22 protein-coding genes are annotated in these 24,525 nt (G+C 68.1%); 15 read left to right on the top strand and 7 right to left on the bottom strand.

Features of this window, described 5'->3' with window-relative positions:
* Positions 1-51 precede the first annotated feature (51 nt).
* From ACWD0Y_RS23020 to ACWD0Y_RS23005, 4 genes are read left to right on the top strand one after another with little or no spacing between them, the layout of a single operon-like run.
* The gene (locus tag ACWD0Y_RS23020) at positions 52-342 is read left to right on the top strand and encodes a hypothetical protein (protein ID WP_450262197.1); all 291 of its coding nucleotides are present in this window, start codon (positions 52-54) and stop codon (positions 340-342) included.
* Between the two features lie 26 nt (positions 343-368).
* Positions 369-1,580: a putative T7SS-secreted protein gene (locus tag ACWD0Y_RS23015; protein ID WP_450262196.1), complete on the top strand. Its 1,212-nt coding sequence runs from the start codon at positions 369-371 to the stop codon at positions 1,578-1,580.
* A 32-nt stretch (positions 1,581-1,612) separates the two neighbouring features.
* Positions 1,613-2,755, top strand: a complete 1,143-nt coding sequence (locus ACWD0Y_RS23010) for a hypothetical protein (protein WP_450262195.1) — start codon at positions 1,613-1,615, stop codon at positions 2,753-2,755.
* Positions 2,756-2,777: 22 nt separating this feature from the next.
* The gene (locus ACWD0Y_RS23005; protein ID WP_450262194.1) at positions 2,778-3,410 is read left to right on the top strand and encodes a hypothetical protein; all 633 of its coding nucleotides are present in this window, start codon (positions 2,778-2,780) and stop codon (positions 3,408-3,410) included.
* Positions 3,411-3,488: 78 nt separating this feature from the next.
* On the opposite strand, the gene ACWD0Y_RS23000 is transcribed toward ACWD0Y_RS23005, so the two are convergent.
* Entirely contained in the window at positions 3,489-3,992 is a 504-nt protein-coding gene (locus ACWD0Y_RS23000; RefSeq protein ID WP_450262193.1) for a transposase, read from the bottom strand.
* 480 nt (positions 3,993-4,472) lie between these two features.
* Between ACWD0Y_RS23000 and ACWD0Y_RS22995 the strand changes: the two genes are divergently transcribed.
* The 6 genes from ACWD0Y_RS22995 to ACWD0Y_RS22970 all read left to right on the top strand — a co-directional run bounded on the left by ACWD0Y_RS22995 (position 4,473) and on the right by ACWD0Y_RS22970 (position 8,954).
* The gene (locus tag ACWD0Y_RS22995; protein ID WP_450262192.1) at positions 4,473-4,799 is read left to right on the top strand and encodes a hypothetical protein; all 327 of its coding nucleotides are present in this window, start codon (positions 4,473-4,475) and stop codon (positions 4,797-4,799) included.
* Positions 4,799-6,079 (top strand): putative T7SS-secreted protein, encoded by a 1,281-nt coding sequence (locus ACWD0Y_RS22990; protein WP_450262191.1) that lies wholly within the window; start codon positions 4,799-4,801, stop codon positions 6,077-6,079. The genes ACWD0Y_RS22995 and ACWD0Y_RS22990 overlap by 1 nt, the downstream gene beginning before the upstream one ends.
* Positions 6,076-6,783 (top strand): hypothetical protein, encoded by a 708-nt coding sequence (locus tag ACWD0Y_RS22985; protein ID WP_450262190.1) that lies wholly within the window; start codon positions 6,076-6,078, stop codon positions 6,781-6,783. The genes ACWD0Y_RS22990 and ACWD0Y_RS22985 overlap by 4 nt, the downstream gene beginning before the upstream one ends.
* Complete coding sequence (locus ACWD0Y_RS22980) at positions 6,780-7,409, top strand: hypothetical protein (protein ID WP_450262189.1); 630 nt, start codon at positions 6,780-6,782, stop codon at positions 7,407-7,409. Before ACWD0Y_RS22985 ends, ACWD0Y_RS22980 begins: the two co-directional genes overlap by 4 nt.
* 123 nt (positions 7,410-7,532) lie before the next feature.
* Complete coding sequence (locus ACWD0Y_RS22975) at positions 7,533-8,141, top strand: hypothetical protein (protein WP_450262188.1); 609 nt, start codon at positions 7,533-7,535, stop codon at positions 8,139-8,141.
* Positions 8,142-8,183: 42 nt separating this feature from the next.
* Positions 8,184-8,954, top strand: a complete 771-nt coding sequence (locus ACWD0Y_RS22970; RefSeq protein ID WP_450262187.1) for a transposase — start codon at positions 8,184-8,186, stop codon at positions 8,952-8,954.
* A gap of 70 nt (positions 8,955-9,024) precedes the next feature.
* Here ACWD0Y_RS22970 and ACWD0Y_RS22965 read toward each other — a convergent pair whose 3' ends face one another.
* Positions 9,025-9,459: a VOC family protein gene (locus ACWD0Y_RS22965; RefSeq protein ID WP_450262186.1), complete on the bottom strand. Its 435-nt coding sequence runs from the start codon at positions 9,457-9,459 to the stop codon at positions 9,025-9,027.
* An 855-nt stretch (positions 9,460-10,314) separates the two neighbouring features.
* On the opposite strand from ACWD0Y_RS22965, the gene ACWD0Y_RS22960 reads away from it, so the two are divergent.
* The 4 genes from ACWD0Y_RS22960 to ACWD0Y_RS22945 all read left to right on the top strand — a co-directional run bounded on the left by ACWD0Y_RS22960 (position 10,315) and on the right by ACWD0Y_RS22945 (position 14,103).
* Positions 10,315-11,037, top strand: a complete 723-nt coding sequence (locus tag ACWD0Y_RS22960) for a hypothetical protein (RefSeq protein ID WP_450262185.1) — start codon at positions 10,315-10,317, stop codon at positions 11,035-11,037.
* A gap of 50 nt (positions 11,038-11,087) precedes the next feature.
* Positions 11,088-12,218, top strand: coding sequence for a S8 family peptidase (locus ACWD0Y_RS22955; RefSeq protein WP_450262184.1), 1,131 nt, complete (start codon positions 11,088-11,090; stop codon positions 12,216-12,218).
* A 554-nt stretch (positions 12,219-12,772) separates the two neighbouring features.
* Complete coding sequence (locus ACWD0Y_RS22950; RefSeq protein ID WP_450262183.1) at positions 12,773-13,129, top strand: hypothetical protein; 357 nt, start codon at positions 12,773-12,775, stop codon at positions 13,127-13,129.
* Between the two features lie 542 nt (positions 13,130-13,671).
* The gene (locus ACWD0Y_RS22945) at positions 13,672-14,103 is read left to right on the top strand and encodes a hypothetical protein (RefSeq protein ID WP_450262182.1); all 432 of its coding nucleotides are present in this window, start codon (positions 13,672-13,674) and stop codon (positions 14,101-14,103) included.
* 368 nt (positions 14,104-14,471) lie between these two features.
* Here the strand turns inward: ACWD0Y_RS22945 and ACWD0Y_RS22940 are convergent, their stop codons facing one another.
* Positions 14,472-16,097: an amidohydrolase gene (locus ACWD0Y_RS22940; protein WP_450262181.1), complete on the bottom strand. Its 1,626-nt coding sequence runs from the start codon at positions 16,095-16,097 to the stop codon at positions 14,472-14,474.
* A gap of 108 nt (positions 16,098-16,205) precedes the next feature.
* Positions 16,206-16,850, bottom strand: coding sequence for a TetR/AcrR family transcriptional regulator (locus ACWD0Y_RS22935; RefSeq protein WP_450262180.1), 645 nt, complete (start codon positions 16,848-16,850; stop codon positions 16,206-16,208).
* A gap of 124 nt (positions 16,851-16,974) precedes the next feature.
* On the opposite strand from ACWD0Y_RS22935, the gene ACWD0Y_RS22930 reads away from it, so the two are divergent.
* Entirely contained in the window at positions 16,975-18,432 is a 1,458-nt protein-coding gene (locus ACWD0Y_RS22930; protein WP_450262179.1) for a purine-cytosine permease family protein, read from the top strand.
* A 297-nt stretch (positions 18,433-18,729) separates the two neighbouring features.
* Here ACWD0Y_RS22930 and ACWD0Y_RS22925 read toward each other — a convergent pair whose 3' ends face one another.
* From ACWD0Y_RS22925 to ACWD0Y_RS22915, 3 genes are all read right to left on the bottom strand, one after another.
* The gene (locus ACWD0Y_RS22925; protein ID WP_450262178.1) at positions 18,730-20,049 is read right to left on the bottom strand and encodes an SUKH-4 family immunity protein; all 1,320 of its coding nucleotides are present in this window, start codon (positions 20,047-20,049) and stop codon (positions 18,730-18,732) included.
* A 52-nt stretch (positions 20,050-20,101) separates the two neighbouring features.
* A complete protein-coding gene (locus ACWD0Y_RS22920) occupies positions 20,102-22,015 on the bottom strand; it encodes an ATP-binding protein (RefSeq protein ID WP_450262177.1) in 1,914 nt (637 codons plus the stop codon).
* An 81-nt stretch (positions 22,016-22,096) separates the two neighbouring features.
* Positions 22,097-24,337 (bottom strand): SUKH-4 family immunity protein, encoded by a 2,241-nt coding sequence (locus tag ACWD0Y_RS22915; protein WP_450262176.1) that lies wholly within the window; start codon positions 24,335-24,337, stop codon positions 22,097-22,099.
* Positions 24,338-24,525: the final 188 nt, after the last annotated feature.

Genomic DNA, 24,525 nt, shown 5'->3' with positions numbered 1-24,525 from the left:
ATACCGAAAACCTCAGACCACCTGACCAGGTCATGAGCAGGGGACCAAACGATGAGCTCTGGCTTCCAGATCGACGTTGAACGTGCCGAAGGCGCACTCCGCAAGCTGAGTGACGCTCCCGACCGAATGCAACATGCGAGAGAGCGGTTGAAGAAGGTTGGGCCTAAGGCTCTTGGCTCTGAGGGGCTTGATGCAGCTTGCGACACCTTCCAAGAAGAGTGGAGCGACGGCATCAAACAGATCGAGAAGGCTTCCCAGGACATCAAGGACCGTCTTGGCGCGACGATCGACGCTTACAAGGCCGGCGACAAGGCGAACGCTGAGGGCTTCGGCGCCAAGTAGAAGGGGCAAACGTGAGCTGGCGAAGCATGTTCATCGAGGACGACAGTGCGTGGCCCGGTGTGCAATTCAACCCTGCTAAGGGTGACTTAGAGGCGATTCAGCTCCTGGCTAAGGATGTCGATGCCGTTGGCAAGGAGCTGGACGAGCTGGATCATCTCCTGAAGACCGTTGGCGATGCGGGCAGTTTTTGGACGGGGGATGCCGCAGACCGTTTCTCGAAGAAGCTCGGCGAGCTCCCTAAATACCTCAAGCAGGGCACCGATTCGATGCAGGCGTGTGCCAAGGCCCTGAAAACATGGCACGGCCAGCTCGAGGGATTTCAGACCAATGCCGAGCGCATTGAAGCGGAAGCTGTTACTGCCCGGAAATCGGCAGAGTTGTACACAGGTCAGTACAATCAACTCGTGGCGAAGTACCAGGGGCAAATTTTCCCTGAGGAACAGCTCAAGCAGATCAATGAGGCACTTGATAGTGCCCGCAGCGATGCAGACCAAGCCAACGAAAAGTTGAGCGGCTTGATCAGGGAAGCCGAACGGATCCACGCTCAGTGGAAAGATCGGGCAGGCGATGCTGAGCGGGCCATTCTCAAGGCATCAGAAAACCATCCGCCAGATCTTTCGATGTGGGGGAAGATCACGGATGGCCTCAAGAAGAGTTGGCGTGACTTCAAGGACTGGCTTGTCGAGCACGCCGATGATCTCTCAACGTGGTCAGCCGGACTTGGTGTTGCCGCACTGGCTGTGAACGCGATTCCAGTCGTCGGGCAGGTCGCCTCGGTGGTGCTGGCCTCAGCAGCTGCAGTATGTGCAGCTGGCGCCATGGCTGGGCACTGGATGGGTAACGCTCGAGGAAACGGCACACCCGGCTGGAAGATCGGGCTTGACGCTCTGGGTGTACTACCTGGCGTGGGTGGCCTTGCCAAGGGCGCAACCGCCGCCTGGAAGGCTGCCGCGGGGGCCGGGGTGATTTCCAAGGTCGGTTCTGCCGCGAAGGGGCTTGCGAGTGGAGCCACCGCAAGAGGGGTCTATGAAGGCCTCGAAAATCCATTGAGCATGAAGGGTATCAACTGGGCGTTGAAAAAATCCTTCAATACGGAATTGCCGGCACTGCCCACGCAAATCGTAATCAAGGGGGCGTCCACCATCAACGGCCTGCTGAATGGCGGAGACTCCGGCAGCAGCACCCAGGCGCCCAGTGCGCCGCAGAGTTCCACATTCCGGCACACTCTCGCTGCGTAATCGCATAGCCAAGTTCAGTCGAGGATATGAGAATGCTGGAATATGCTCATGCGGGACAGTCGGTCAACAGTGCGCATGAGGGGCCCACTGAGCTGCGAATCGGCTGGATCATGCCGCCCTTCTTTCATGAACTCCCGCTTGACGCGCAGAATGACGAAGAGGCCGCTTCGCGGTTGCATGACCTTGCCCTTGCTGTACTCCCCGATCACTCCGTCGAAGACCAGTTCATCTTCGCCTCACTGCTGGGCTCCCAGGTTGTTGAGATGGTGGAGGCTGGCGTCCAATACGCTGGGCTCTGCTTCCTGGAGCACGAGGGGCATGCGACTGCGTCGACAGTAGTCATGACTCAGCTGCCCATGAACATAGAGGCAGATGGGGAAGGGGAGGATGAGATTTCCACCCTTTTGAATACGCTCATGCGCGGGTATCCTCGTGACGAGGTATTCCAGAGCGATCTGCCGTGTGGACCTGCTGTCTCGCGGATTGGCGCGTCCGCTTTCAGTGTTCAGGAAACTCGTACGGGAGTGACCCGGTCCGTCGACAGGAACATCATTCAGACGTATGTGCCGCTGCCGAATACTGCGGAGATGCTGCTTTTCGAGCTCAGTGCGTTCACGCCTGACGGCTGGGATCTCCACTCAGAGGTCTTCGCGGAGATTCTCCGAACCATCGACTGGGCGTCCGACGCAGAGGTAGCCGCACGTGCCGCGCTCACGACGCAGGGAAAACCTGTTCCCCATGACGGCATGGATGATGAAACGCGGCAGCGTCTTCGCTGGCACTCAAGTCGGGTCCTCGAGTCAGCTGCTGTTCGCGGCCGTTTCTTGCAGAGCCACGACCGTCTTTCTGTCACTGCCTGTACCGATTGCTGGGGCAAGGGACTTCAATCTGCTTGTACAGCTCAACACAACTGGCGCATGGACAGTTTGACGCCGGATCAGTTGTCGAACGCCCTCAGCGGCGTCTTGAATCACTTCGGTGGTCAAGGCTGGCAGGTGGAGGACGGCCGGCAGCGAGGGTACGTGGTGGTTTCTGAGCCGCAAGTAGTTGGTCGAGCTACGCCGGCGTGTGACATCAGTGCGAGCGTTGACTCGACGGCCGGTTCTCTCACTGTTGAGGTGTCGTTCGGTTGCAGGCGGCAAGTCCACACGGCCGTCACCTCGGACTTCGGGTGACCCACTACAGACGGGTGCTGCAATGGACACCGAAGTAATGAAGCAACGCGTAGTGCCACTCCTCCCTGATGGTGTGGAGCTCATGGGGCTATTTCCTGTTGAGCGTCTTGCGCTCTGGAAAGAGAAGGAGCCCGTGGCGCCCAAGGATATTCGCCCTGAGGTGTTCAGCGACCTCAGGATGAGCGGCTCCTTTCCTTATAAGGTCTGGTCCGCGGGCATGCAGATCTTCTGGAGCGAGTCACTCTCGGGATCGCCGGAGATGTGTGCGGACGAGCAGCAACGTGCTGAGTGGAAACGGAAGGGAAAGCCGTACTACGGCGGTTGGCGAAGCCTGGCCGGACAGTTCCAGGCGGCTGTTCAGCCGTGCTCTCGATGGTGGCGAGTGTGGAGCTTCCTGGCGGTCACACCCAACACGCTCCAGGTTTTCTACGCTCCCGCTCACCAATCGAGCGCCTTCGAAATCGGGGACGGTGCGGTGGCGGGCTGGCGGGTCGCCCGTGAGGATCTTGTGTGGGTACGGCAGCACAAGAGTGAATCTCACTTCGAGTTCGGCTTCTTGGACGGCTCCTGGCTGACGCTGAACATCACGGAGCACGAGCACTTCAGAAACCGTTTTCCAGGGATCCTCCCGGCGAACGCCCCGGCCCCGCTCTGACATCGCGGCGGTCAGGCGGGCGGATGGAACTTAGCTCCATCCGTCGGCCGTCATGGCTGCTACGAGCTCGTGACGGGATCATGGGCGACCTTTCTTGTGACGTCTCCGGCGGATGAGGCTGCAGGTCAATAAGATCAATGCGGCGTGGAGTGCGGTTTGGCGTTCCCGGCGGACGGCGAGGCGCTTGAACTCGTGGGGCGGGGCGAAGGTCTGCTCCACGACGCAGCGGAGCTTGCCCATGCGCTGGATGTTGGGCGCTCCTTTCCGGAGATGACAGAGAGGATGCGGCCCTTGCGGAGTTCCTCCCGGTCGGTGTCGGTGCTCTAGTCGCCGAGCAAGGCTTCGGGGTGTCGGCGGGGGCGAGCCGGAGCGGTCCGCGATGGCGATGGGCGGGATGCCGTCGACCAGGGCGAGGGGCTGGGTGCCGTCGTTGACGCTGGCCGCGGTGGTGATGGCCTTGAGCGGGGTGCCGGGCCCGTGGCAGATCAGGTGGTGTTTGCTGCCCGCCTTCCGTCGGCCGACCGGCGACGGGTCTGTGACGACGCCCCTTTTTTTCGGGCGGAGGGGGAACCGTTCACGCACGCCCTGGGCCAGTCGAGTTCGTCGGCCGCGCGCAACTCGGTGAGCGGGATCCGGTGCAACCGATCGAAGACCCCGGCCGGCTGCCACCGCTCCAGGCGCCGTCAGCAGGTCTGTCCGGAGCCGAAATCCCAGCTCCAGGGGAGGACTTTGTGCAGCGCGTATCGGATGCCCCGCTGACACAGCCGGTCCGGCGCCGGGCGTGGCCCTGGTCTCTTCTTCGGCCGGGCTGGCGGCAACGGCCCGGTCGGAGCCCACAAGTTGTGGTTCACGACCCAGGGCCGAGTGATCGCACCACCCGAACGGCTGAATCGTCCCACCGGCCGCGTCGGGCCAGGGCAGGAATGCAAGAACACTACGTCCTCTATTGCCGTCTAGGTCCGTAATTGTACTGGCTTGATGCCGGTGGACTGTGCGCGGAAGCTTCCCACCGCTTCCGTGTATCGTGTGCGCGCTTCACTTTCGCTGAGGATGGGTTCGTTCGTGGGTGATCATTTCAAGGCTGATACGGATCAGCTTGGTGAATTTGTTAAATCGCTGCAGCAGTCCATCAAAGAACTGGATGAAGCCCGCAAGGCGTTGTCGCACGTCCGTGCCGACCAGATTGGGACGGCGCGGCTGGACGAGGCGTGTGACACGTTCCAGGAAAAATGGAAATACGGGTCCGAGCAGCTGAGTGAAATGATTGGCGCGATCAGCGAGGGCGTCAAAGAGAACAAGCTCAGCTACGAGAAGCTTGAGAAGGAGCTGGCGCAGGCCCTTAAGCAGATGGCTGACGCGTCGACGTCCGGTCGGGGGGCCCAGGGCTGATGGCGGCAAATCCTTATCCGAACCTTGGTTGGAATCCGGTCCCGGGTGTCCCCGGCGAAGTCTCGGAACTGCAGCGGAAGGTCAAGGCTGCGGCGTCGGCGCTCAGCACCTCGCACGGCCAGATCACGAAGCTGCTGGGTATGAGCAGCAGTTGGGAGGGTGATGCGGCGGACGCGTTCCGGTCCGCGCTGGACGGCGAACTTCCGCAGTACATGAAGAACGCCGCGGACTCCCTCGAGAAGGCAGCTGCCTGGCTGGACAAATGGGATGGTGACCTCTCCTCCCACCGCGACCTGGCGAAGCAGTACGACGAAGTCGCGCGCGAGAAGAAGACGGCAGCCGACAAGGCCAAGCAGCGCCACGACGAGGCCGGCAAGAACCCGGATCTCCGACTTGGCGGGCGGCAGTACCCCAGCCAGGAGGAGGCCGACGCCGCGACGGCACGCCTGCGGGCGGCCGAGCGTTCACTCAACGAGGCGGCGACTCACCTCGCCAACGCCACCACGGCGTACAACGACGTCATCACCAAGGCGCGGGCGCTGGAGGGCGACCACAGCGACCGGGCCGGTGTCATCGCGGGCAAGCTCGACGAAGCCGACGACAAGCTGGCTCCGAAGGAGCCGGGCTGGTTCAGCAAGACGCTTTCCGCCATCGGTGAGGGGATCAAGAAGGCCGGCGAGTTCCTGCTGGAGCACGCCGGGACCATCGGAGCCGTCGCAGGCCTGCTGGCGCTCTTCCCGACCCCTCTGGCACCCGTCTTCGCGGGCATCGCGATCGTCGCCAGTGCGGCGGCCATGAGTAAGAACCTCGCGAGCGAAGACTTCAGAGACTCGTTGATGGGCGAGTACGGGTGGAAGGAAGGGCTGACCGCCTGGGCTGCCGTCGGCGGCGATGCCCTTGGCATGGTGCCGGGCGTCGGTGTCCTTGCCAGAGCGGGCAGCGAGGCGGGGCTCGCGGTGGCGGTTGCCAGAGAAGGCGGCGAAGCCCTGTCACTGGGGGCGAAGGCCGGCGCTTTCACCAGCGAAGTCGTGCCGGCCCTTTCGTACAAAGCGCTCGACGTCGCCACCAGTTCCGGGATCCGCGACTACGCCATCAATGGCATCAACGTCGTGGCGAACACGGCGTCGTCCCTGGAAAGCCACGACGTACTGCCGGACGACGGCTACGGGCATGACACCGCCGAAGCCACGAAGGCGATCGCTGCCGGGTCCGGGGCGTGGGGCACAACCGTGGAGATCGTCACTGACCTGGGTGAATTCGCAAGGGGTATCCGGCTGTGAACGACCTTCTCGACATGACAGTGGCCGAGCCGAAGCCGGCGTTCTGGTACGGAATCCCGCACGGCTACCGCCAAGTGGATCTCCACCCGTCACGCGAAGGACTCGCGGAGGTCGCGCGGCAGATCAGGGAACTCCCCGGCGAGGCCCGTGACCGCGCCGACCAGGTGTTCCGGCTGTACGCCTTTGTGGTGATGGCGCTGCAGAAACAGCAGGTCCAGGGATGCGCGCTGGGTATGCACCCCGACAACAGCGGCGGTTCCGCGCTGTCCGTGCTCACGGTCTCCAGTGTTCCCATGCCGGGAGTGAGCCCCAAACTCGTCCTCACCAAGCTGCTCGCCGACAGCCCGGGGAACGGTCCCGACGATGGTCTTCGGCCCGTCGAACTGCCCGTCGGGGTGGGCTTCCTGTCCGAGACGGTGCGGACGGCGGTGGCCCCGGGCGCGCCGCCCGAGGGGCAGGAGGAGCCCAGGCAGGAGAAGACCTGGCAGGGAATGGTGGCGATTCCCGACGCCCGGTCCTCATCGGTCGTCGTCGTGCAGATGGTGACCGCGTCATTGGAGCTCGCCGATGACTATCGAGGTGTACTGCTCGGCACCGCACGTACGGTGACGTTCACCGACCCGGATCCGGCTGGAGCGGAGCGGGCCCCCGAAGCAGCGGCCCCCGGTTCTGCCGCAGCGGTGATGAGGAGCGACTTCGGATGAACGGGAGAGAGCTGAAAGACAACCTCCGGTCAGAAGCCGCCAGAGCGTCCTACGCAACCGATGGAACGGACTTCCGGGGGGCGTTGAAGCATCACTACGTCTTCGCGCTGAAGCGCTTCGCGAAGTGTTTCGTCATTTTCGTTCCCATGATCGTCTTGCTGTTCGTCACGGGGATCGACTACCTGGCGCCACTGGCTGTGGTGGGGTTCACCGGACTTCTGATCACGGTGGTCCTCTTCTTCTCGGCTGTGTCATGGACCTGGAGGTGCTCGCGGGTCTTCCGTACGTATCCTCTGTCGTTCCGAGGCCCGGTGGAGAAACTGGATTCGAGGAGCGGCGGAAAGCTCGTTCTCCGCCTCGGCGAGGAAGGGACCGACGGCTCGCTCGTGCTGTCGGCCATGGATCCCCTGTCGCGCAGCGGCTGGCCCGGAGGAATCGCGGACGGCGTTTGGTTCGCGGGGGACGACCTGTTCGGGGGCGCGGCAATTGTGCCGGGCACCGGTGAGCTGCTGTTCATGCAGCCCAGGGCATGGAAGGAGCTCTCCGAGAGCCGGAAGCAAGCCGACGCCGACCGCATCGGGCGGGCGAGGCGAGCCGGCCTCAGGCGTCGCGCGCCCGTCGGGTGACCGGCGAACACCGGCCATCGGCCACCGGACGCCGGCCCCCGCCCCCACGCCCCGCAGCACCCAGTGAACGTATTTGGAGCAACGCCAATGACACATGACCCTCAGGCCCCCCATGCACACCAAGTGCCCCTGATCAAGTGCGCTTTCGACGATCCGGGGACGCGGACGGCTTGGCGTCGGGCGCGCCGCCGAGTCGTGGGCCGGTTCATTGCCTGCCTGATTGTCTCGCTGGCGCTGCTCGTCCTTTTGAGTTTGTACGCCACGGATACCAAGAAGGGCGGTCTGGCGGGCTTGGGGATCGCGCTTTTCCTCGGTCTTGTCGTCCCCTGCATGCTGTACGTGTACATCGGATCCCTGCTTCGCCTGCGGCGGATACGCAGGGTTCTGCGGTCGTATCCCTGGGAACTTCGAGCAGCGGCCCGCAAGCACCCGCATGTCAGCGAATCCTACGGAGTTGCTGCTCAAGTCAAGACCGGCAACGGTGACGACGACTGGTCCCCCGCGATGCTGTCGCGTAACCCGCTCCGGTGGAACCGCTGGGATACGGCGATGGAGAGCGGCGCTTGGTTTGCCGGCGACCCGGCTTTCGGCGGAGTCGTCGCACTGCCTGGAGGCAGTGGGCTCATGACCTTCGAACGCCGTTCACGGATGAGCATCGACGAGTTCCGCGAAATCGGACGGGACGCCGAGCGCATGGGCCGGGCTCGAAGCGCCCGTATCGGCAAACGCTGAGGACTGTCCCGTAACGGCTGATCTTGGTGTCATGATCTTGCCGTGCCTGGTCTGATCACGGCGTTGGAGCCATCCTGGATAGCCCCGGTCACCGGGCTGAACCCGCGGCAGTTCGGCAAGCTGGTCACTGCGATGCGGAGCGAAGGTACGGACCAGGTGCACAAGGGTCGACCGTGGAGCCTGACTCTGGAGGACCGGATCCTGCTGGTAGCGGCTTACTGGCGTACGAACTTGACGCTGCGGCAGCTCGCCCCGCTTTTCGGGGTGTCGAAGTCGGCCGCTAACCGCATTATCGGCCACCTCGGGCCGTCGCTTGCGCTTCAGCCCCGTCAGCGGTTCCGTAAGGACGCCGTGCTGATCGTCGACGGCACCCTAGTGCCCACGCGGGATCATACGGTTGCCGAGCAGTCGAAGAACTACCGGTACTCGACCAACCACCAGGTCGTCATCGATACCGACTCCCGACTCGTCGTCGCCGTCGGCCGACCGGTCACGGGCAACCGCAACGATTGCAAGGCGTGGGAACTTTCCGGTGCGAAGGCCGCCGTCGGCCGGGCCGCGGTCATCGCGGACGGCGGCTATCGGGGCACCGGCCTGCTCATCCCGCACCGCCGTGAACGCGGCCAGACCGAACTGCCAGCTTGGAAAGAGGAGCGCAACACCTCCCACCGCCAGGTCCGGGTCCGCGTCGAGCACGTCTTCGCGCGGATGAAGGCATGGAAGATCCTTCGTGACTCCCGTCTGAAAGGCGACGGCGTTCACACCGCCATGCTCGGCATCGCCCGGCTGCACAACCTCGCCCTCACGGGGTAACTCCCGCCCCATACGAGACCAGAGAGGCCCAAGGGAGGCGGCTCCTCACATCCCCGGGCCCGGAGAGTGCTCAGTCGATACAGAATTCGTTGCCCTCGATGTCCAGCATTGGGATGCACGACTCATTTTCCTCATCGGCATACAGCGTTTGCACGTGGGTGGCGCCGAGCGCGACCAGTCGTGCACACTCGGCTTCGAGCGCGGCGAGGCGCTCGTCCCCCACGAGCCCGGTGCCGGCCCGGACGTCGAGATGCACCCGATTCTTAACGATCTTGCCTTCGGGGACGCGCTGGAAGTACAGGCTGGGGCCCACGCCTGAGGGATCACTGCAGGCGAACCAGGAACCTTGCTTCTCAGGAGGCAGGGTGTGGTTGAAATCGTCCCAGGTGGTGAACCCCTCCGGTGGCGGCGGTACGACGTACCCCAACACCTCGCACCAGAAACGAGCGAGACGCTCAGGTTCTGCGCAGTCAAAGGTGACTTGGAACTTCTTGATCGCTGACATCGGCGCACCGTACCGCGCACCAGGGGGACCCTGCCGCTCATTTCCCCAGGCGGATCCGCCCGCCACCCGTCGCGCCCTGGGTCACCTTGGACACCAGGTCTCAAACCGGACAGTCCACGAGAACGACGCGACCGTGGCGGCGGGGCGCCTCGGTGGTCCCCAGGATCCAGTCCTGACCAACCACCTTCATCCAAGATCAGTTGCGGGACAACCCGTAGGGCGGCTGGGGCGTTCCTTCGGATCACCGGTTGTTGAACAGGGCGTGAGGAAGCGGGCGTTTCCGCGCTGTCTTCGGTGCACGTGACGTGTCCTGAGACGGGCATCGTCCGCCCCCGCTCCTCGCCCGGCTTGATCTGATGTGGTTTCGGCCTCGCGCGGGGCTGCTCCGGGATTCCGCACATGCCAGTGCGAGGCGGGGGAAGGCTGGGCGGCCCGATCACCATGCCTGCACGGAAGATGCACGCGGTGAGTGTGCCTCGCCTGAGGGGAGGTCATAGGGTGTTGTGTGACTAACGGGGAGGGTGCATCCGGAAGTTGCGGGTGTGTCCCTACGTGTGAGTTCGCGCGCATGACTCCGTTGCAGGCCGACCGGAATGCCGACTCTGTTGCGTGAGGCCGGGCCGCGCACCGTATCCCTCACCGTAAGAAACACGTGAGAGGGAACCCATGTCCTACCCGACGCCGCCTGGAAGCCCGGGCAGCGCCAACCACTACGGGCCGCCTCCCCAGCAGGGCGGCTGGCAGCAACAGCAGTGGCAAGGAGCGGTCCAGCCGCCGCCCGTACCGGTCGCGCCACCTGGAATGTCCCCGGTTCCTCCCCGCTCTCCAGGCGGAGGCGGTCGTACGGCCCGCAAAGTGACCGGCTCGTTTCTCACTGTCTTCGGACTGCTCGGCCTGGTGGGCGGCGGCGCTCTGGCCGCGCACATACACAGCAACAGCCGGCAGTCGATCGCCAATCGTGAGTACGGCGAGGTCATCTGGAGGGACGAACCCTCCGACCATGTCTTTCCTGACACGATCGGGGGGCGTGACGGCCGGATGGGTGTTCTCACCAACCCCAAGTACGCGAGCTGGCGCCGCCTCGCGATCTCCCCGGAAACCTCGTGCAGCAAGGGTCTGGACGGGAAGACCCTGAAGACGGCGAAACGGCTGGGCTGCGAGGCGGTGTTGCGCTCCACCTATGTCGACCTCACGGGCGACATGGTGGCAACAGTCGCCCTGATCGTGCTTCCCGGGGAAGAGCTGAAGAAGGCCGAGATGGCTCAGGACTTCGAAGACCTGAGGGGAACGCAGGGAGCGGTGGTCCCGCTGGCCGTTCCGGGGACTCCTGCCGCGGGCTGGAAGGACGGACGTAACGGAGCCGCGCTGGCGCAAACGCCGGGCGAGCACATGCCGTATGCCGTCGCTGTCACCACGGGGTCGGCCGACGGGCGGATCGCGGGAAACCTTCCGGGGGAGTGGGGCGAGGACGACTACGACGGTCGCGGCGACCGCACAGCTGCCTCCGCAGAGGCCGAAGCCCTCGTCAAAATGTTCCAGCTGCACATGGGCGACCTGCAACTGGGAGGCGCGAAGTGAGGCGACACGGTACGAGGACGGCCGTTGCCGGCGTCGTGTTGAGCGGGCTCGTGTGCGCATGGCCGGCGACTCCCGCTCACGCCGCCGGCACGCCGGCGAGCTGGGAAAGCAACGCGCTCAGCCTCCCGGCGGCACATCAGCTCAGCCAGGGCGAAGGCATCACCGTGGCGGTCCTGGACACCGGAGTGGTCGCCGACCACCCCGCGGTCAAGGGGCGGGTGACCACCGGCCCGGACTTCCGCGAGGACGGCATGGAACCGTCAAGCCCGGACTGGGGAGACCACGGCACTGCCATGGCTTCGGACGTCCTCAAGGTCGCTCCCAAGGCCAAGATCCTCTCCGTACGGGTGAACTCCGACAAGGACGAGGGCGACGGCTACGAGGACCTGCAACGCGGTGTGAGTCCGGTCGCGAAAGGCATCCGGTACGCAGTGGACCACGGCGCCGATGTGATCTCGCTGTCCCTGGGGACCGGTGAGGTCGGCGATTTCAAGAACGAGGACGAAGTCGCGGCGATCGGCTACGCGGTCAGCCATGGGGTGCCGCTCCTCGCCGGGGCAGGCAACAGCGGGGACGAACTCAACCAGCCTTCCGCGCCGGCCGGTTACGCCAACGTCATCGCTGTCGCGGCCACGGAACAGGGTGGCGGCCGCGCAGACTTCTCCACCGTGCACGAGTACAACGAGGTGGCCGCCCCGGGCGTGGACATCACCAGCGCGAAGAACACCGGTGGTTTCTGGCCGGTCGACGGCACCTCGCCTGCGACCGCTCTCGCGTCCGGTGTCGTGGCACTGATGCTCTCCCACCACCGCGAACTGACACCTGCGCAGGTCCGGGCGATTCTCACCAGCACGGCCCGGCACCCGGGCGGCGGGCCGAACGCGCTGCTCGGCTTCGGGCAGATCGACGCCGCCGCCGCGGTGAAGGCCGCGGGCTCGCCGCCCGTCGACAGGACCCTGCCGGTGAAGCACAAGGGCAAGCAGCACTTCGCCACCCCTGTAGGCACTCCGAAGACCACCCATCCCGACCTGGAACAGGGGCCGTGGATGCTTGGTCTCGGGGTGGCGGGAGTCGGCCTGCTCATGACGATCGGCGGTCTGCTGCTGGCGTTGCTGGGCCGGCGTACGTCTGATGCCGGGACGGCCATGACACCACCGCCCCCTGGCCCCTTTCCCAGCTGATCCGACGCCGCATCCCCGCTGGTACGTACACGGTGGGGCCTTTGGTGGCGGTGGTCGATGAGATCACCGCCACCCAAAGCCCCACGGGCCGACACATCCGGTGCAAGGGACCGTCGCCGAGTGACGTGAACGGCCCCCAGAAGAAGCTCATGTGCAGGGTTCCCGTCTGGTGGGGCGGGATCTCCGCCTCCATAGTGGCTGCCTTCCGTCTCGGTAGGTGTTCCAGGCGTTCCTGCTCAGGGTCGATTCCCGAAAGTTTCTCCACATGGCGTGGCGTGAAGAGCGGCGAGTTACTTCGCCGTCGGTTCTGCGGCCGGCGCGAGGGCTTGGCTGCCTGCCCTCGCCCCGGGACACCACGTGCCTTCCAAGGAGTGACTCGCACGAGGCAGCAAACCCATGTTCCCGTAACGGCCTGCGCCTTCGACGATCCGGGAACCCGAACGGCCTTGCAGGAGGCATGGCGGCGAGCCCGCGTCCGGTGTGTTGCCTGGACCGCCGTGTGGGCGCTGTTGCTTGTCGCGGTGGGGGTGTCCAAGGGTGGTTCCACGGATGCTGTGGCCGCTGTCGCCCTGCTCCTGATGCTTGTCAGCCTGCGCCCGCCGGCGCTCTCCGCCCTGTCGCTGCGGTGCCTGCGCACGATTGACACGGTGCTGCGGACCCGTTCGTGGGAGTACGAGACCTCGGTCCGCAGGGCTCGGCGGGGCAAGGTGAGCGGGGGAATCCCTGTGCAGGTCAGGACAGGAGACGGTGATGGCGACTGGACGCCGGTGATGGTGGCGCGCGCCCCGTTCCGGTGGCGGCGCTGGTCGGGGGAGACGGAGGGCGGGGCCTGGTTCGCGGGCGGCCTTGCCCGTGGTGGCGTCCTCGCTCTCCCCGGCGGGCACGGGCTGACACTGGTGCGGAGCCAGTAGCGTCCCAGCGGGCCGGTTGCCCGACGTGGAGCAGGGGGACGTCATAGAGAACGCGGGGCCCGGGCGGTGGGAGCGGCGGAGGCTCAGGCCATGCTGCGGAGTACGGCCTGTACCGCGCTGCTTCCCAGGACGCAGGTGAGGAAGTCGCTGCGAGGCCGTCCCGGGCCACCATCGCGCTGAGCATTCCGGCGGACACCGCCGCGTTCCCCCGGGTGCGGGATGCCAGTCGCGGCCGCTGTGGCGTGCCCGGCGCGGTGTCGGGGACGCTCCCGCTGCGGCCGGAGACGGACGGGCAGCGGACGCGGGCGGAGGGAAGGACGGCTCGGGGCCGCATCCGGACCGGGGTCGGTGGCAGCGCCCGGCAGTCGTACTCCGACAGCCCGAGGCTCTTGACCCGTGTCCTCCACCGTGACTGCTCCTGCTCCTGTCCTGTGTGCCGCTGGGTGGGGCGTCGGCCGGGCAGTTGCCGGCAGCAGACCGTATCCGTAGCGATTTCGGGTGACGGGAGATACTTGGGGTGACGAGAAGTGAGGAGAAGCGAGATGGTCCAGAACCCCCAGAACTCCCGTAATCCCCAAGGGTCTTCCCCGGACCGCGGCGTGTGGGACGAAGCGCTCGAACCGGAGCAGGTCCGCTCTCTGAACTCCGCACTGCGCAAGCTGGCCGACGACAGCAGTGGCGCAAGCAAGGAACTGCAGGACACGGCGAAGAAGATGCTTTCGGGCCGCGTCACCCTGCGCAACGCCCTGGACGACCCCTCGGCGGCGCGCGCCCTGGGCAGCGGCATGGCATCCCTGCGCGGCGAGTGGGAGGCGCTCTCGGACGAGGAGCGCGAGCAGATCAGGCAGGGGGAGGCGCCTGCGAGCGGCGGCTCTCCTTCGGATCCGAACGGGCCGAAGCGCCCGGAGGGGGAGCCTTCGCAGCCCCGGAAGAAGAGCCAGGGGCGGCACAGCGGTGGCTTCTCGCTGTACTGAGCACACTTACGCGCGCTGGGCTCTTCACTCTTCCCCGTCTCACGCCGGTGTGTACGACGATGCTGCGGCGCAACCTCAAGCACGCGCTGCGCCACCCCTCCGTGAGAGTCCGGGGCCCTGCGACGGAGGCAGCCCGCTCGCCTGATCGTGGCCCGCCGGGCCGGCAGTGGGCGGATGCCGGAAAGGGATGGCTCCGGATCCGGATCCGCCCATGTCCTGCGGCCGGGGACGTGACCAGGGACGCGGCCGGTGACGTGGCCGGGTGTGGGCATGGGGCATGCGCCGGTGAGAGCGGCTGACGTGCCGGAGGCAACCTCGTGTCCGGTTCAAGGCTGCTCCCGGACCTGCCGGCCGCCCGGCCCGGTGCGTTACAGGTTCGCGTCGCGGTGGGTCGGGTTGCCGTCGAGGACGGTGAGGAGAACCGGCAGGTCGGGCAGGTCGAGAGCGGGGGTGGTGAGGGGGTTGTCGGCGAAGACCGTGAGGTCGGCGCGGTACCCGACGGCGAGGCGGCCGGCCTCGTGCTCCTCACCGGCCGCGTGGGCGGCGTTGACGGTCATGGCCTGGAGGGCCTCCAGGGCGGTGAGCGCCTGCTCCGGGCCGTGCGGGGGCTGGGTCAGGTCGCGGGCCGGACGGCGGTGGCGGGCCCCGGCCATGACGCCCAGCGGCGGGTAGGGGGCGATGGGCCAGTCGGAGCCGAGGACGACGGTGGCACCCGAGTCCCACAGGTCGCGGCAGCGCCAGGCGCGGGAGGCACGCTCCTCACCGAGGCGGCGGGACCAGTTGTCGGTGTGATCGGCGCGGGTGAAGTCGCAGCAGTGGGTGGGCTGCATGGAGGCGATCACACCGAGCCCGGCGAAGCGGCGGACCGTGTCGTCGGGCACGGTCTCGATGTGCTCGATCCGGTGCCGCACCGCGCGCTCGCCGCCGGCCTGCGCCTTCTCGACCGAGTCGAGGACGTGGCGGACGGCCGCGTCACCGATGGCGTGGGTGGCGGTCGGCACCCCGGCCCGGTGCAGCTCGCCGATGATCCGCGTGTAGACGTGGGGGTCGGGCCAGAAGGCGTGTGTGGACTCGTCGTGGCAGTCGGGCCGTTCCAGCCAGGCGGTGCCGTTGTCGACGGTGCCGTCCATGAAGATCTTGACGCCGTCGACGCGCCACAGCACACCGCCCGTGCCCTGCTGTTCGATCAGCGCGCGCAGCCCCTGGGAGTCGGTGCCCGGCTGGCACCAGGGCGCGACCCGCAGGCGCAACGGCAGTTCACCGGCCGCGTCCAGCTCGGAGAAGAAGGCGAGGCTGTCGCCGTTGGCATCCATGACGTGCCCGCCGGTCAGGCCCGCCGCGGCCATGGCGCGCAGAGCGGCGACGAGCCGGGCGCGGCGTTCCTCACGGGTGGGCTGTGGGGCGGCACGCTCCACGAGCTCGCAGGCCGCGTCCTCCAGGAGCAGACCGGTCGGGCGGCCCGCAGCGTCGCAGACCACCTCGGCCGAAGCCTGGTCGAAGGTCCGCGGCCCGTCCACGCCCGCGAGTTCCAGGGCGCGTCGGCTGGCCAGCATCGAGTGCGCGTCGAAGAGCAGGAGGAGGGCCGGGACGCCCTCGAGTACAGCATCGAAGGGGGCGGTCTCGACGGGCCGCTTCCCGAAGACGTTCGGGTCCAGGCCCCAGCCGTGCAGCCACGCGCCGGGTGCGAGGGCGCGCACCTCACGGGCCAGCGCCTCGCGCACCTCGTCCAGGCCGGTGCAGCCGGACAGGTCGAGGCCGTGGGTCAGTTCGGCGCCCGAGACGGGGTGAAGGTGGCCGTCGGTCAGGCCGGGGGTCACCACGGCGCCCTTCAGGTCGATCACCGTGGTCGAGGCGTCGGCGAGCGCGCGGATCTCCCGGTCGTCCCCCAGGGCGGTGATCCGCCCGTCGGTCACGGCCAGGCCGGTCTGCGGCAGGACCGTACCGGTGGCCGGGTCGAGCAGACGGGCGGAGAGCAGGGCGAGGCGGGCCGGCATGGGTGGCTCCTTGCTGGAGACGGGCGTCGGTGGGTGCGGGGCGGCGTGCTGCCCGTGTGAGTCGTTCTGGCTGTGGACCGCTAGCCGCTGACCGCTAGCCGCTGACCGCTAGCCGCTGACCGCGGCGTCTGCGGTGAGCGTGCCGTCCGGCAGGCCGAGTTCACGTTCCGCGGTACTGACGGCCATCCGCCGGATGGCCGGCGGGCGGTTGCCGGTGTCGGTGTTGGCGTGGGCGCCGAGGCCGTCGAGGACGACCAGGATCCTGATGGCGGCGACCAGGGGGTCGTCGGTGCGGAACTCGCCTCGCCCGACACCGTCGCGGATGAGCTCTTCGAGGCGTTCGCGCCAGGCGGCCTCCTGCACGACGACCCGGTCGGACAGGGCCGGGCGGTAGCGGCTGAGGTGCCGGGCGTTGAGCCACAGCCGGCTGATGTCGTCGTACGCCTGCCCGGTGGCGTGCGCGAAGAAGCGGGCGAGGTGCCGGGTCGGGGTGCCGTCGGTCCGCTCGGCCGGGATCAGGGCGTCCAGTTCGGCGCTCGCGGCGTGGCCGAACGCCTCGGCCACCAGGTCCTCCACGGCGGGGAAGTAGTGGCTGATCAGCCCCGGGCGGACGTCGAGTTCCTCGCCGATCCGCCGCAGGGTGATGCACTCCAGCCCCTCGGTCAGGGCGATTCCGGCGGCCGCGGCGACGATTTCCGCACGCCGGTCGGCCGGATCTTTTCGGATTCTTTTGCGCTGGACGCTTGACGGCATACCCCACAAGCTATTGAGTGTGCGACCAATAAGCAAGACCTGCGGGCAGCGCCTGCTCGCAGTGCTCTGCCCGCAGCGCTCCGCCCGCAGGACACGTGGGCACGATCAGCACCCGGAGGGCCCCATGGCGTCCGCGACTCCCGAACCGCACCCCGGTACGCACCACCCGGCCGAGACGGCGCAGCCGGCCTCGGACCGCGCGGGCCGCGTCGAGGTCCACGGCATCGACCGCATTCCCGAAACGGAACGCCACGGCCACCCCCGGGAACTCTTCTCCGTATGGGCGGCGGCCAACGTCAACTACCTCAGCCTGGTGATCGGAGGCGGCCTGATACTCATGGGCCTGAGCCTGTGGCAGGCCGTCGCCGTGATCGTGGCCGGCAACCTGTTCTGGCTGCTCACCGGAGTCCTCGCCACCTCGGGCCCGGTCGCGGGCGCCCCCAGCGAAGTGATCACCCGGGCTCTGTACGGCGTCATCGGCAACCGCGTGAACAACGCGGTCGGCGGCTGGCTGGTCTCCGTCTGTTACTTCGCCCTGAACCTGGCCGCCGCCGCGACCGCCGCCTTCGCCCTCGTCGAGAAGACCGGCATCACCGCGACCACCGGCGTCAAGGTCGCCGTCATCGTGGTCATCGCCGCGCTCACCCTGGCCATCAGCGTCTACGGCCACGCGATGATCATGAAGCTCTACCTCCCGATCGCCCTGGCCCTGACCGCCGCCTTCGCCGTCGTGGCCTTCCCCGTGGTCGGGCACACCGACTTCTCGTACCGGCCCGCCGAGCCACTGACCGGCACCGGCCTGTGGGCGGTCCTCATCGCCGGCACCACCATGGTCGCCTCGGGCCCGCTGTCCTACACCACCAGCGCCGACTTCTCCCGCTACCTGCCCCGTACGACCTCCCCGAAGGCGATCGTCGGCTGGACCGCCTTCGGTGCCTTCCTGCCCAGCGTCATCGTCTGCTCCCTCGGCGCGTTCGCCGCGACCGCGGTCGACATGACCGACCCGCAGACCGCGCTGGAGGAGATCCTGCCCGGCTGGCTCTCCCCGGTCTTCCTGCTCGCCCTGGTCCTCGGCACGATCTCCGTCAACGCCCTGACCGCCTACAGCGCCGGCCTTGCCCTCCAGGCCGTCGGCATCCGCATCCGCCGCTCCCTCAGCGTGATCGTCGACGGAACCGTCGCCGTCGCCCTGACCCTCTACGGCCTGCTCGTCTCCCACTTCCTCGACACCGTCAGCAACGCCCTGCAGCTGATCGTCGTCCTGATCGGCCCCCTGACGGCCGTCTACGCGACCGACATCCTGCTGCGCCGGGGCCGCTACGACGGCCTCGCGCTTTCGGACGAGACACCCCGGAGCCCGTTCTGGTACACGGGCGGCGTCAACCTGGCCGGTGCCTCCGGCGTCTCGGCGGGTGTGATCGCGGCAGCCCTCTGCGTCAACACTCTCTACTCGGGCCCGATCGCCGGCGCCCTGGGCGGTGTGGACCTCTCCCTGCCCGTCGGCATGGTCGTCGCCGCGGGCGTCTACGCGGTCATGATGCGGAGCTCCGGCACCCTGCGCGCCGTACGGGCGCAGGCATGAGCGGCCTCCCGTACGGGCGCAGGCATGAGCGGCCGTACGGGCGCAGGCGCGAGCGGCCGCACGGTCCTCCGGACCGAGGGGGCAGCCGGGGGAGCGCGGTCACGACACGGACGGCGTACACGACGTAACCGAGATCGAATTCCTCGGCCCGCAGGGGTGCGAGCGTGCCGTCGGGCAGGAGGGGCTGCCGAAGCCCGGTTACCCGCCCGGGCGTCCGGTGGGGCGTGGGGCGGAGTGCCTGCCCCACGCACGATGCTGTACGCCGCCCTCAGCCCGGGGACGGCGTACAGGGCCCGGTCAGAACAGCCCGTGCCACATCTGCTCGACGATCAGGGACCACCACGTGTTCCGGTGCGCCGGCGCCGAGGCGTCGATGGCGGCCAGCTGTTCCTGGAACGCCGCGACCGCCGCGCCGGCCGCGACCGGGTCCATGCCCTGCATCCGGCGGCGGGTGGTGGCGAGGAGTGCGAGGGAGCGGGCGAAGGCGGCGGCGGAGATGTTGACGTAACGGGCGGCCGCGTTGACGGGGTCGATCGCCCACAGGGCGCCGAGCCCGTCGGGCTCCGTCGTGCCGGGTCGGCACTGCACGGCGATGACCGCCACCCCGTCCCAGCCGATACGGGCGAGATGCGCCAGCGCGTTGACCTTCTCCGGGTCGGCGGGGCTGCGGCGCTCGCGCAGGTTGGTGGCGATGTCGGTGAACAGCCCGCCCGCGGGCGGGCTGTCGGGCCGGTCGGCGGTGAAGAAGAGGGGCAGGTCGGCGGGGAGACCGGCCCAGGTGAGCGTCGCCCGGGCGGCCTCGGGCAGGGGGCTGCCGGTGACGTCGTCGGCGTCGTAGCGGAGTACCCCGTCCTGGCCGAAGACCTCGACGAGGTACCGGCCGAGCGCCGCGTCGCGCATCGGCCCGGCGGGCGTCACGTGTGCGGGGACCGGGACGCGGTGCGGGCGGGGCGGTGGCTGTTGGCCGGCGACCTGGTGCATCATCTCGACGTGCTGGACCAGTCCGGCGATGCCCTCGGCGCGGTCCTCGGGACGGGCGCCGTACGTCTGGGTGCAGGAGAGCTTGGCGTTGCGGAAGGTGCTGAGGAGCTCGGCGGTGTAGCCGCCGGGCAGCAGGCTGGGGCGCAGGTCGGTGTGGATCGCGAGGACGTTTTCGTCGGGCACGCCCATCCGCCGCAGCTCGCCCGCCGCCTGGTACTCGGACGGCGGGAGCCCGGGGCCGGAGTTGCGGAAGAGGGTCGTCTCCTCGCCGGTGGCCGGGTCGGTGTAGGTGAAGACGGCGGTGTTGCCCGGGCCGGTCACCGGACGGGCGCCCTCCGCCGGGGCCGCACCGCCGCCGTGCTTCTGCCGGTACATCCGAACGACCTCGTCGACCGGCACCGAAGGCCAGACCGTCAGCTCACCGGTACGCCGGTCCACGACCCCGCACGCGTCCCCGATCTCGGCCGGCGGCCGCCGCTCCCCGGTCTGCGGGTCCCGCTCCATCGGCGCGGGCGCGGCCCACACGACCCAGCCCAGGTCGAACTCCCGCATCCTGACCTCGCGGCGGGGCGCCTCGCCGCCGTCGGGGTTGAGCCAACGGTCGGCGGTGGCGAGCGCCTGCTCCTGGGTGGTCACGCGGGGCTCCTTCGGGGTCGGCGGGAACGGTTCTGCCTGGGTGGGGTCGGTTCTACGAGGCTATCGGTGGGGTCTGCGCCAGGATCCGCAGGGCCTTCGCACCACGCTCGGTGGCGACGAGGAGGATGCCGTCCGGGGAGAGGTCGGCGCCGGTGAAGGGGACGTCGGAGATCAGCGCGGCCACGACCTCCTCGTCGGCGCGGCTCCACACCCGCAGGTAGTCCCCGCCCACGCTGAGCGCGAGCGGAGCAGAGGCGCGCTCCTCCTCGGAAGGCCGCAGTATCCGCTCGGGGGACGTGTCGCCGAGGGGTGTCCGCTGGACGAGGCTGTGGACGAGCAGTGCGGACCCGCCCCGCGCACCGACCGGGTACGCGTCCGGTGTGCCCTCCGGGACGGCGAGTGCCGCGACGGGGACCGCCGGTTCGTCGCCGGACGCCGGGATGCTCCCGATGGTCACCGCGTGGATGCCCGGGACCGGCAGGTTCCAGAGGGTCTGCCACGGGAGGTCGATGCCGAGCCGGTGGACCGCGGCGGCGTATTCGGGCAGGCCGTCCTCGACGAACGCGGTCTCCAGCAGGGCGGCACGCAACTGGGCCGGGGCCTCGGTACGCGTCAGCAGGGGAGCGGTGCGGAGATAGGTGAGGGCCGGGGGCCCGAGCTCTTCCGTCGGGACTGCCTCGATGGCCGCGCGCAGCCGTACCGGGTCCGCGTGGACGAAGAGCCCTGGATCGGTCAGGAGTTGGGGAAGGATGCCGGCTTCGAGGGTGTGCCCCGCTATGTGGTCGCGTACGTAGGGATCGGCTCGGCTCCAGTCCTGGTTCGGTACGGCCTCGAGCAGTGCCACGGCTATCTGGGACTGGGCGGTGCGGACGCCTGCCAGCCCGGCGCGGATCTCGTCCCCGATGGCCGGGTGGAGCAGACGCAGCAGCGTACGGCCGTCCTCTTCTTCGACAGGTTCGACGAACGGCGCCACGAGGGTCATGCCGTTCCCGATCGCCTCGGCCAGGTCCGGCCCGGCGACCGCGACCGCGAGTCGCCTCCACAGCCCCACCGGGACCCCGGCGCCCTCGGCCAGTGCCAGCGGGGTGAGCATCAGCCGCAGCGTCTGCGGGTCACTGCCGAGACGGCGGGAGTGCAGGTCCAGGGCCTGGCCGACGGACGCCGGCAGGTACTGGTCGTCGGTGGGGTCGAAGCCGTCGGGCGCCGTCAGGATGCTGTGCACAGCCAGCTGGACGACGAGGTGGTTCGTCCCGGCCCGCCGACCGATGGCCTCGGCCAGCCGGCGACGCTGCCCGGGGTCGACGGTGAACGGCAGCTCGGGGGCGCCGGACTGAGGATTCAGGGCCGCATCGGCGTGCAGCACCAGACCCTCGGGGTCGGCCCACTGAGGGGCGTCGAGGTCGATGATCTGCGCGACTCCGGCCGGCAAGCCCTCCGCGAGCTCGGCGGCGAGTCCACGCGGCACGTCGGTGAGAAGGCGCACGGTCGGTGTCGTGGCCAATGGCTTGAGCACGTCCCGCACTACACGGGCGGGCTCCCGGCCGGACCGGACCGGGCCGGCGCGGTCGACGTCGGGGACGACGACGGTGACGGCGTCGTCCAGGGCGGCCAGCCTGGTGAAAACATCTCCTGTGCTGCTCGCGCCGAGGTCGAAGTGATCGGCGATCAGCCACAGGATCTGAGCCGACGTGAGCCCAGGCGTGCTGGTCACCGCCGGGGCTGACAGATCGGGCGGAATGGTCGATGGATCGAGTTCGTCCAGGGGCAGCCGCTTGCGGAACTGCGGGTCGCACAACATCAGGAAACCAGTGAGCAGCCGTGACCGTCCGCTGCCGGAGTCACCGGTTACCACGATGACGCGCGGGGCACCGGGCCACTCCATCCGCCAGGCGGCGAGGGCACGGAGTGCTGCGGTGCGGCCGCCTATGTGGGGGTGAGGTGCGTAGGTGTCGGTAGTGCCGGTCATCGGTCCCGTCCTCCGCTGTGCGGACACGTCTGCATACGTCAGTGATCCTATGTTTCCGGCCGGTGAGCCCCGGCTCGGGTGTCAGACCCACTCGTCCCCGTAGGAAGCCAAGTCCCACGTGCTGTCCTCGAAGTCGTACCCTTCGAGAATGAGCGTCCAGGTCTCGGCCCGGGCGGCGACGCCGTCGATCTGTCGGCACCACGCCGTGAGGCTGCTCTGCGCGTCCTTGTGGTCGGGGGCGTACGGGAAGTGCGTCCTGCGGAACTCGTCGTAGAGCCGGACCATGGCGAAGAACTGCGTGAGGCTGCTGCCGGCGACGGGGTCGGGCGAGCCACCCGTGGTGTCCCGGAAGAGGCGGCCGGTGCTGCCGTCGAGCAGCAGCCCGGAGTACATCCAGGTACCGAGCTCGTAGAACGGACCGTTGCTGGGTGCCTCGCTCCTGGCACGGCGCTGGCGGGGTACGTCCCGCCCCCGGCCGGGCCAGGCCACTTCGGGCAACGGGCGGTCGTCCCGCGGGGTGATGGCGAGGTTCAGGAAGTCGCTGATCTCGGGCAGGCCCGTCTCGAGGAGGAAACTGCGCGCGTCACGGTCGCCGAGACCCGGGGGAAGCTGATTCTCAGTCAGCCGGTGGCAGGTGTCAGGACCGAACGTCTCCTCGAGCCAGTCCCGCATCCCGCGGCCGCGCAGAGCAGCGGACGCGGACCGCGGCAGGGGCCATGGGGCGGACCGGGTGTGCGCGGCGACGAGGGGCTGCTTGCGGTACGCGGCTTGACCGGAGCCCTCCGCCGCCTGCACGGACACGGCGAAAAGGCCCGCGGTGCCGGCAAGCACCCAGCTGCCGTCGACATGCACTCCCTGTGTCACTGCGGACGGGCAGCGGGGAGGAAGAGCGATCGTGTCCGTATCCAGCTGCCAGCCACTGTCGGTGTGCCGAGCGAAGGCAGCGGCAGGTGCATCGGAACCCGGCAGCCGGCGTGCGTTGTACCAAGGAAGACCGCCTTCGGCCAAGGAGGCCCGCACATGTACCGGCGCGATGGCAGGCTCACCGGTTGCCGGATTCCACTCCTGGCGGACATACCGGTGCTTGGGGTGAGCGTTCTTGCCTGTCGTCATGTCCCGGGCCGTGACGACACGCAGGCCCGACTCACCGGATGTCACGCCGAGTTCGTCGACACGACCGGCCTGGTCCGGAACCTGGCCGAAGATTCCCATGGGACGCCAGTGGGTCCATGTTGTCCGCCACGGCAGCGGAACCCCCGAAGCCAGTAGCTGTTCGGCCAGCTCCCGGCGTCCCGAGCTGAGTGCCGCGTGATGAAGCCAAGCCACCCACTCGCCTTGCGACGAGGGGGTGATGCCCTGTGCTTCCAGGTAGTGGAGCATGGCTGCCACACTCGCGTAGGGCACACCATCGGGGTAGGCGACGGCGATGGCCTCGCGCACGGCGGAAGCTGTGCACTGGGCCAACATCCGGCCGTCCTCCAGGAGTCGGGGCAGACCGCCGGCGAGCGCCGCATGAAGCGGGAGAGCATGTGCGGCGTACTGCCCCACTGGGCCACTGCGACCCCAGAGCCCTGGCCCACCGTCCTCCACGGCGGACACCAGTGCCCCGACAACCCGGGACTGGTCGGCGGAATCCCAGGGCTGCCTTCGTCGCCATGCGTGGAGCAGAGCGTCGGAACGGAAAGCGACCGATGACCGGACCTCGTCGACGGCCAGAACATCAGCCTGCTGCTCGGCGAAGGCGAGGAGGGCCGACACGGTTTCCCGCGTACCACTCGACTCGCAGAGCAGCTTCCAGACGGACAGTGGCACCTGCCGGAGTTCCGCGGCGGCCAGCGCTCCGAGTCGGCGGGCCGCTTCGGGTTCCTCGGCTGCTGCTTCGGCCGGAGGGGGCGCGGGCAGGACCACTTGGTACTCGCCCGACGGAAGCGGTGCCACACGTTCGGAGTCGTACTCCGCCATGACCCATACCTCACGGCCTTCGAACCGCCGGAATCCTGGTGCCAGGACCTCCGCCACACGAGCCGGCTCGGTCGACGTCAGTACCTCGCCCGCGTACTGCACATTGGCGAGGAGGAAGCCGCAGGGGCGGCCCGCAGGGGCGGCCCGGCACTCGTCTCGCATGCGTGTCGCCACAGCGTCGGCGCTCATGCCCCGGCAGTCGATCAAGACGGCGCTCGGCCAGCGGTCGTGCACTGCTCGCAGATAAGCGGTCTTGCCGCTCAGCGCTGGACCGACGACCGAGAACACCCGTCGCTCCCGAGCGGGCAGCTCCCGCCAGGCCTCGATGCGCATCCAGTCCTCATCGTTGATCTCGGGCACTGGATCGATTCCTTCCCTGAGCGGTGATGCGTGCAGCGGCGTTACTGACCGGAGACGGCATTGCCTTCCCAGATGGTCTTCAGCCGGTTCACATACTGAGGTTGAACTCGTGATGTCGTTGGGTTGCTCAGGTGGGTCTGATGGCCAGGCCGGTCTCGGTGAGGCAGCCGTCTATGAGGTCGCTGCGG

This window comes from Streptomyces altiplanensis (assembly GCF_053591575.1).
The sequence above is the reverse complement of the archived record's forward strand: the minus strand, read 5'-3'. Positions and strand labels throughout refer to the sequence as shown.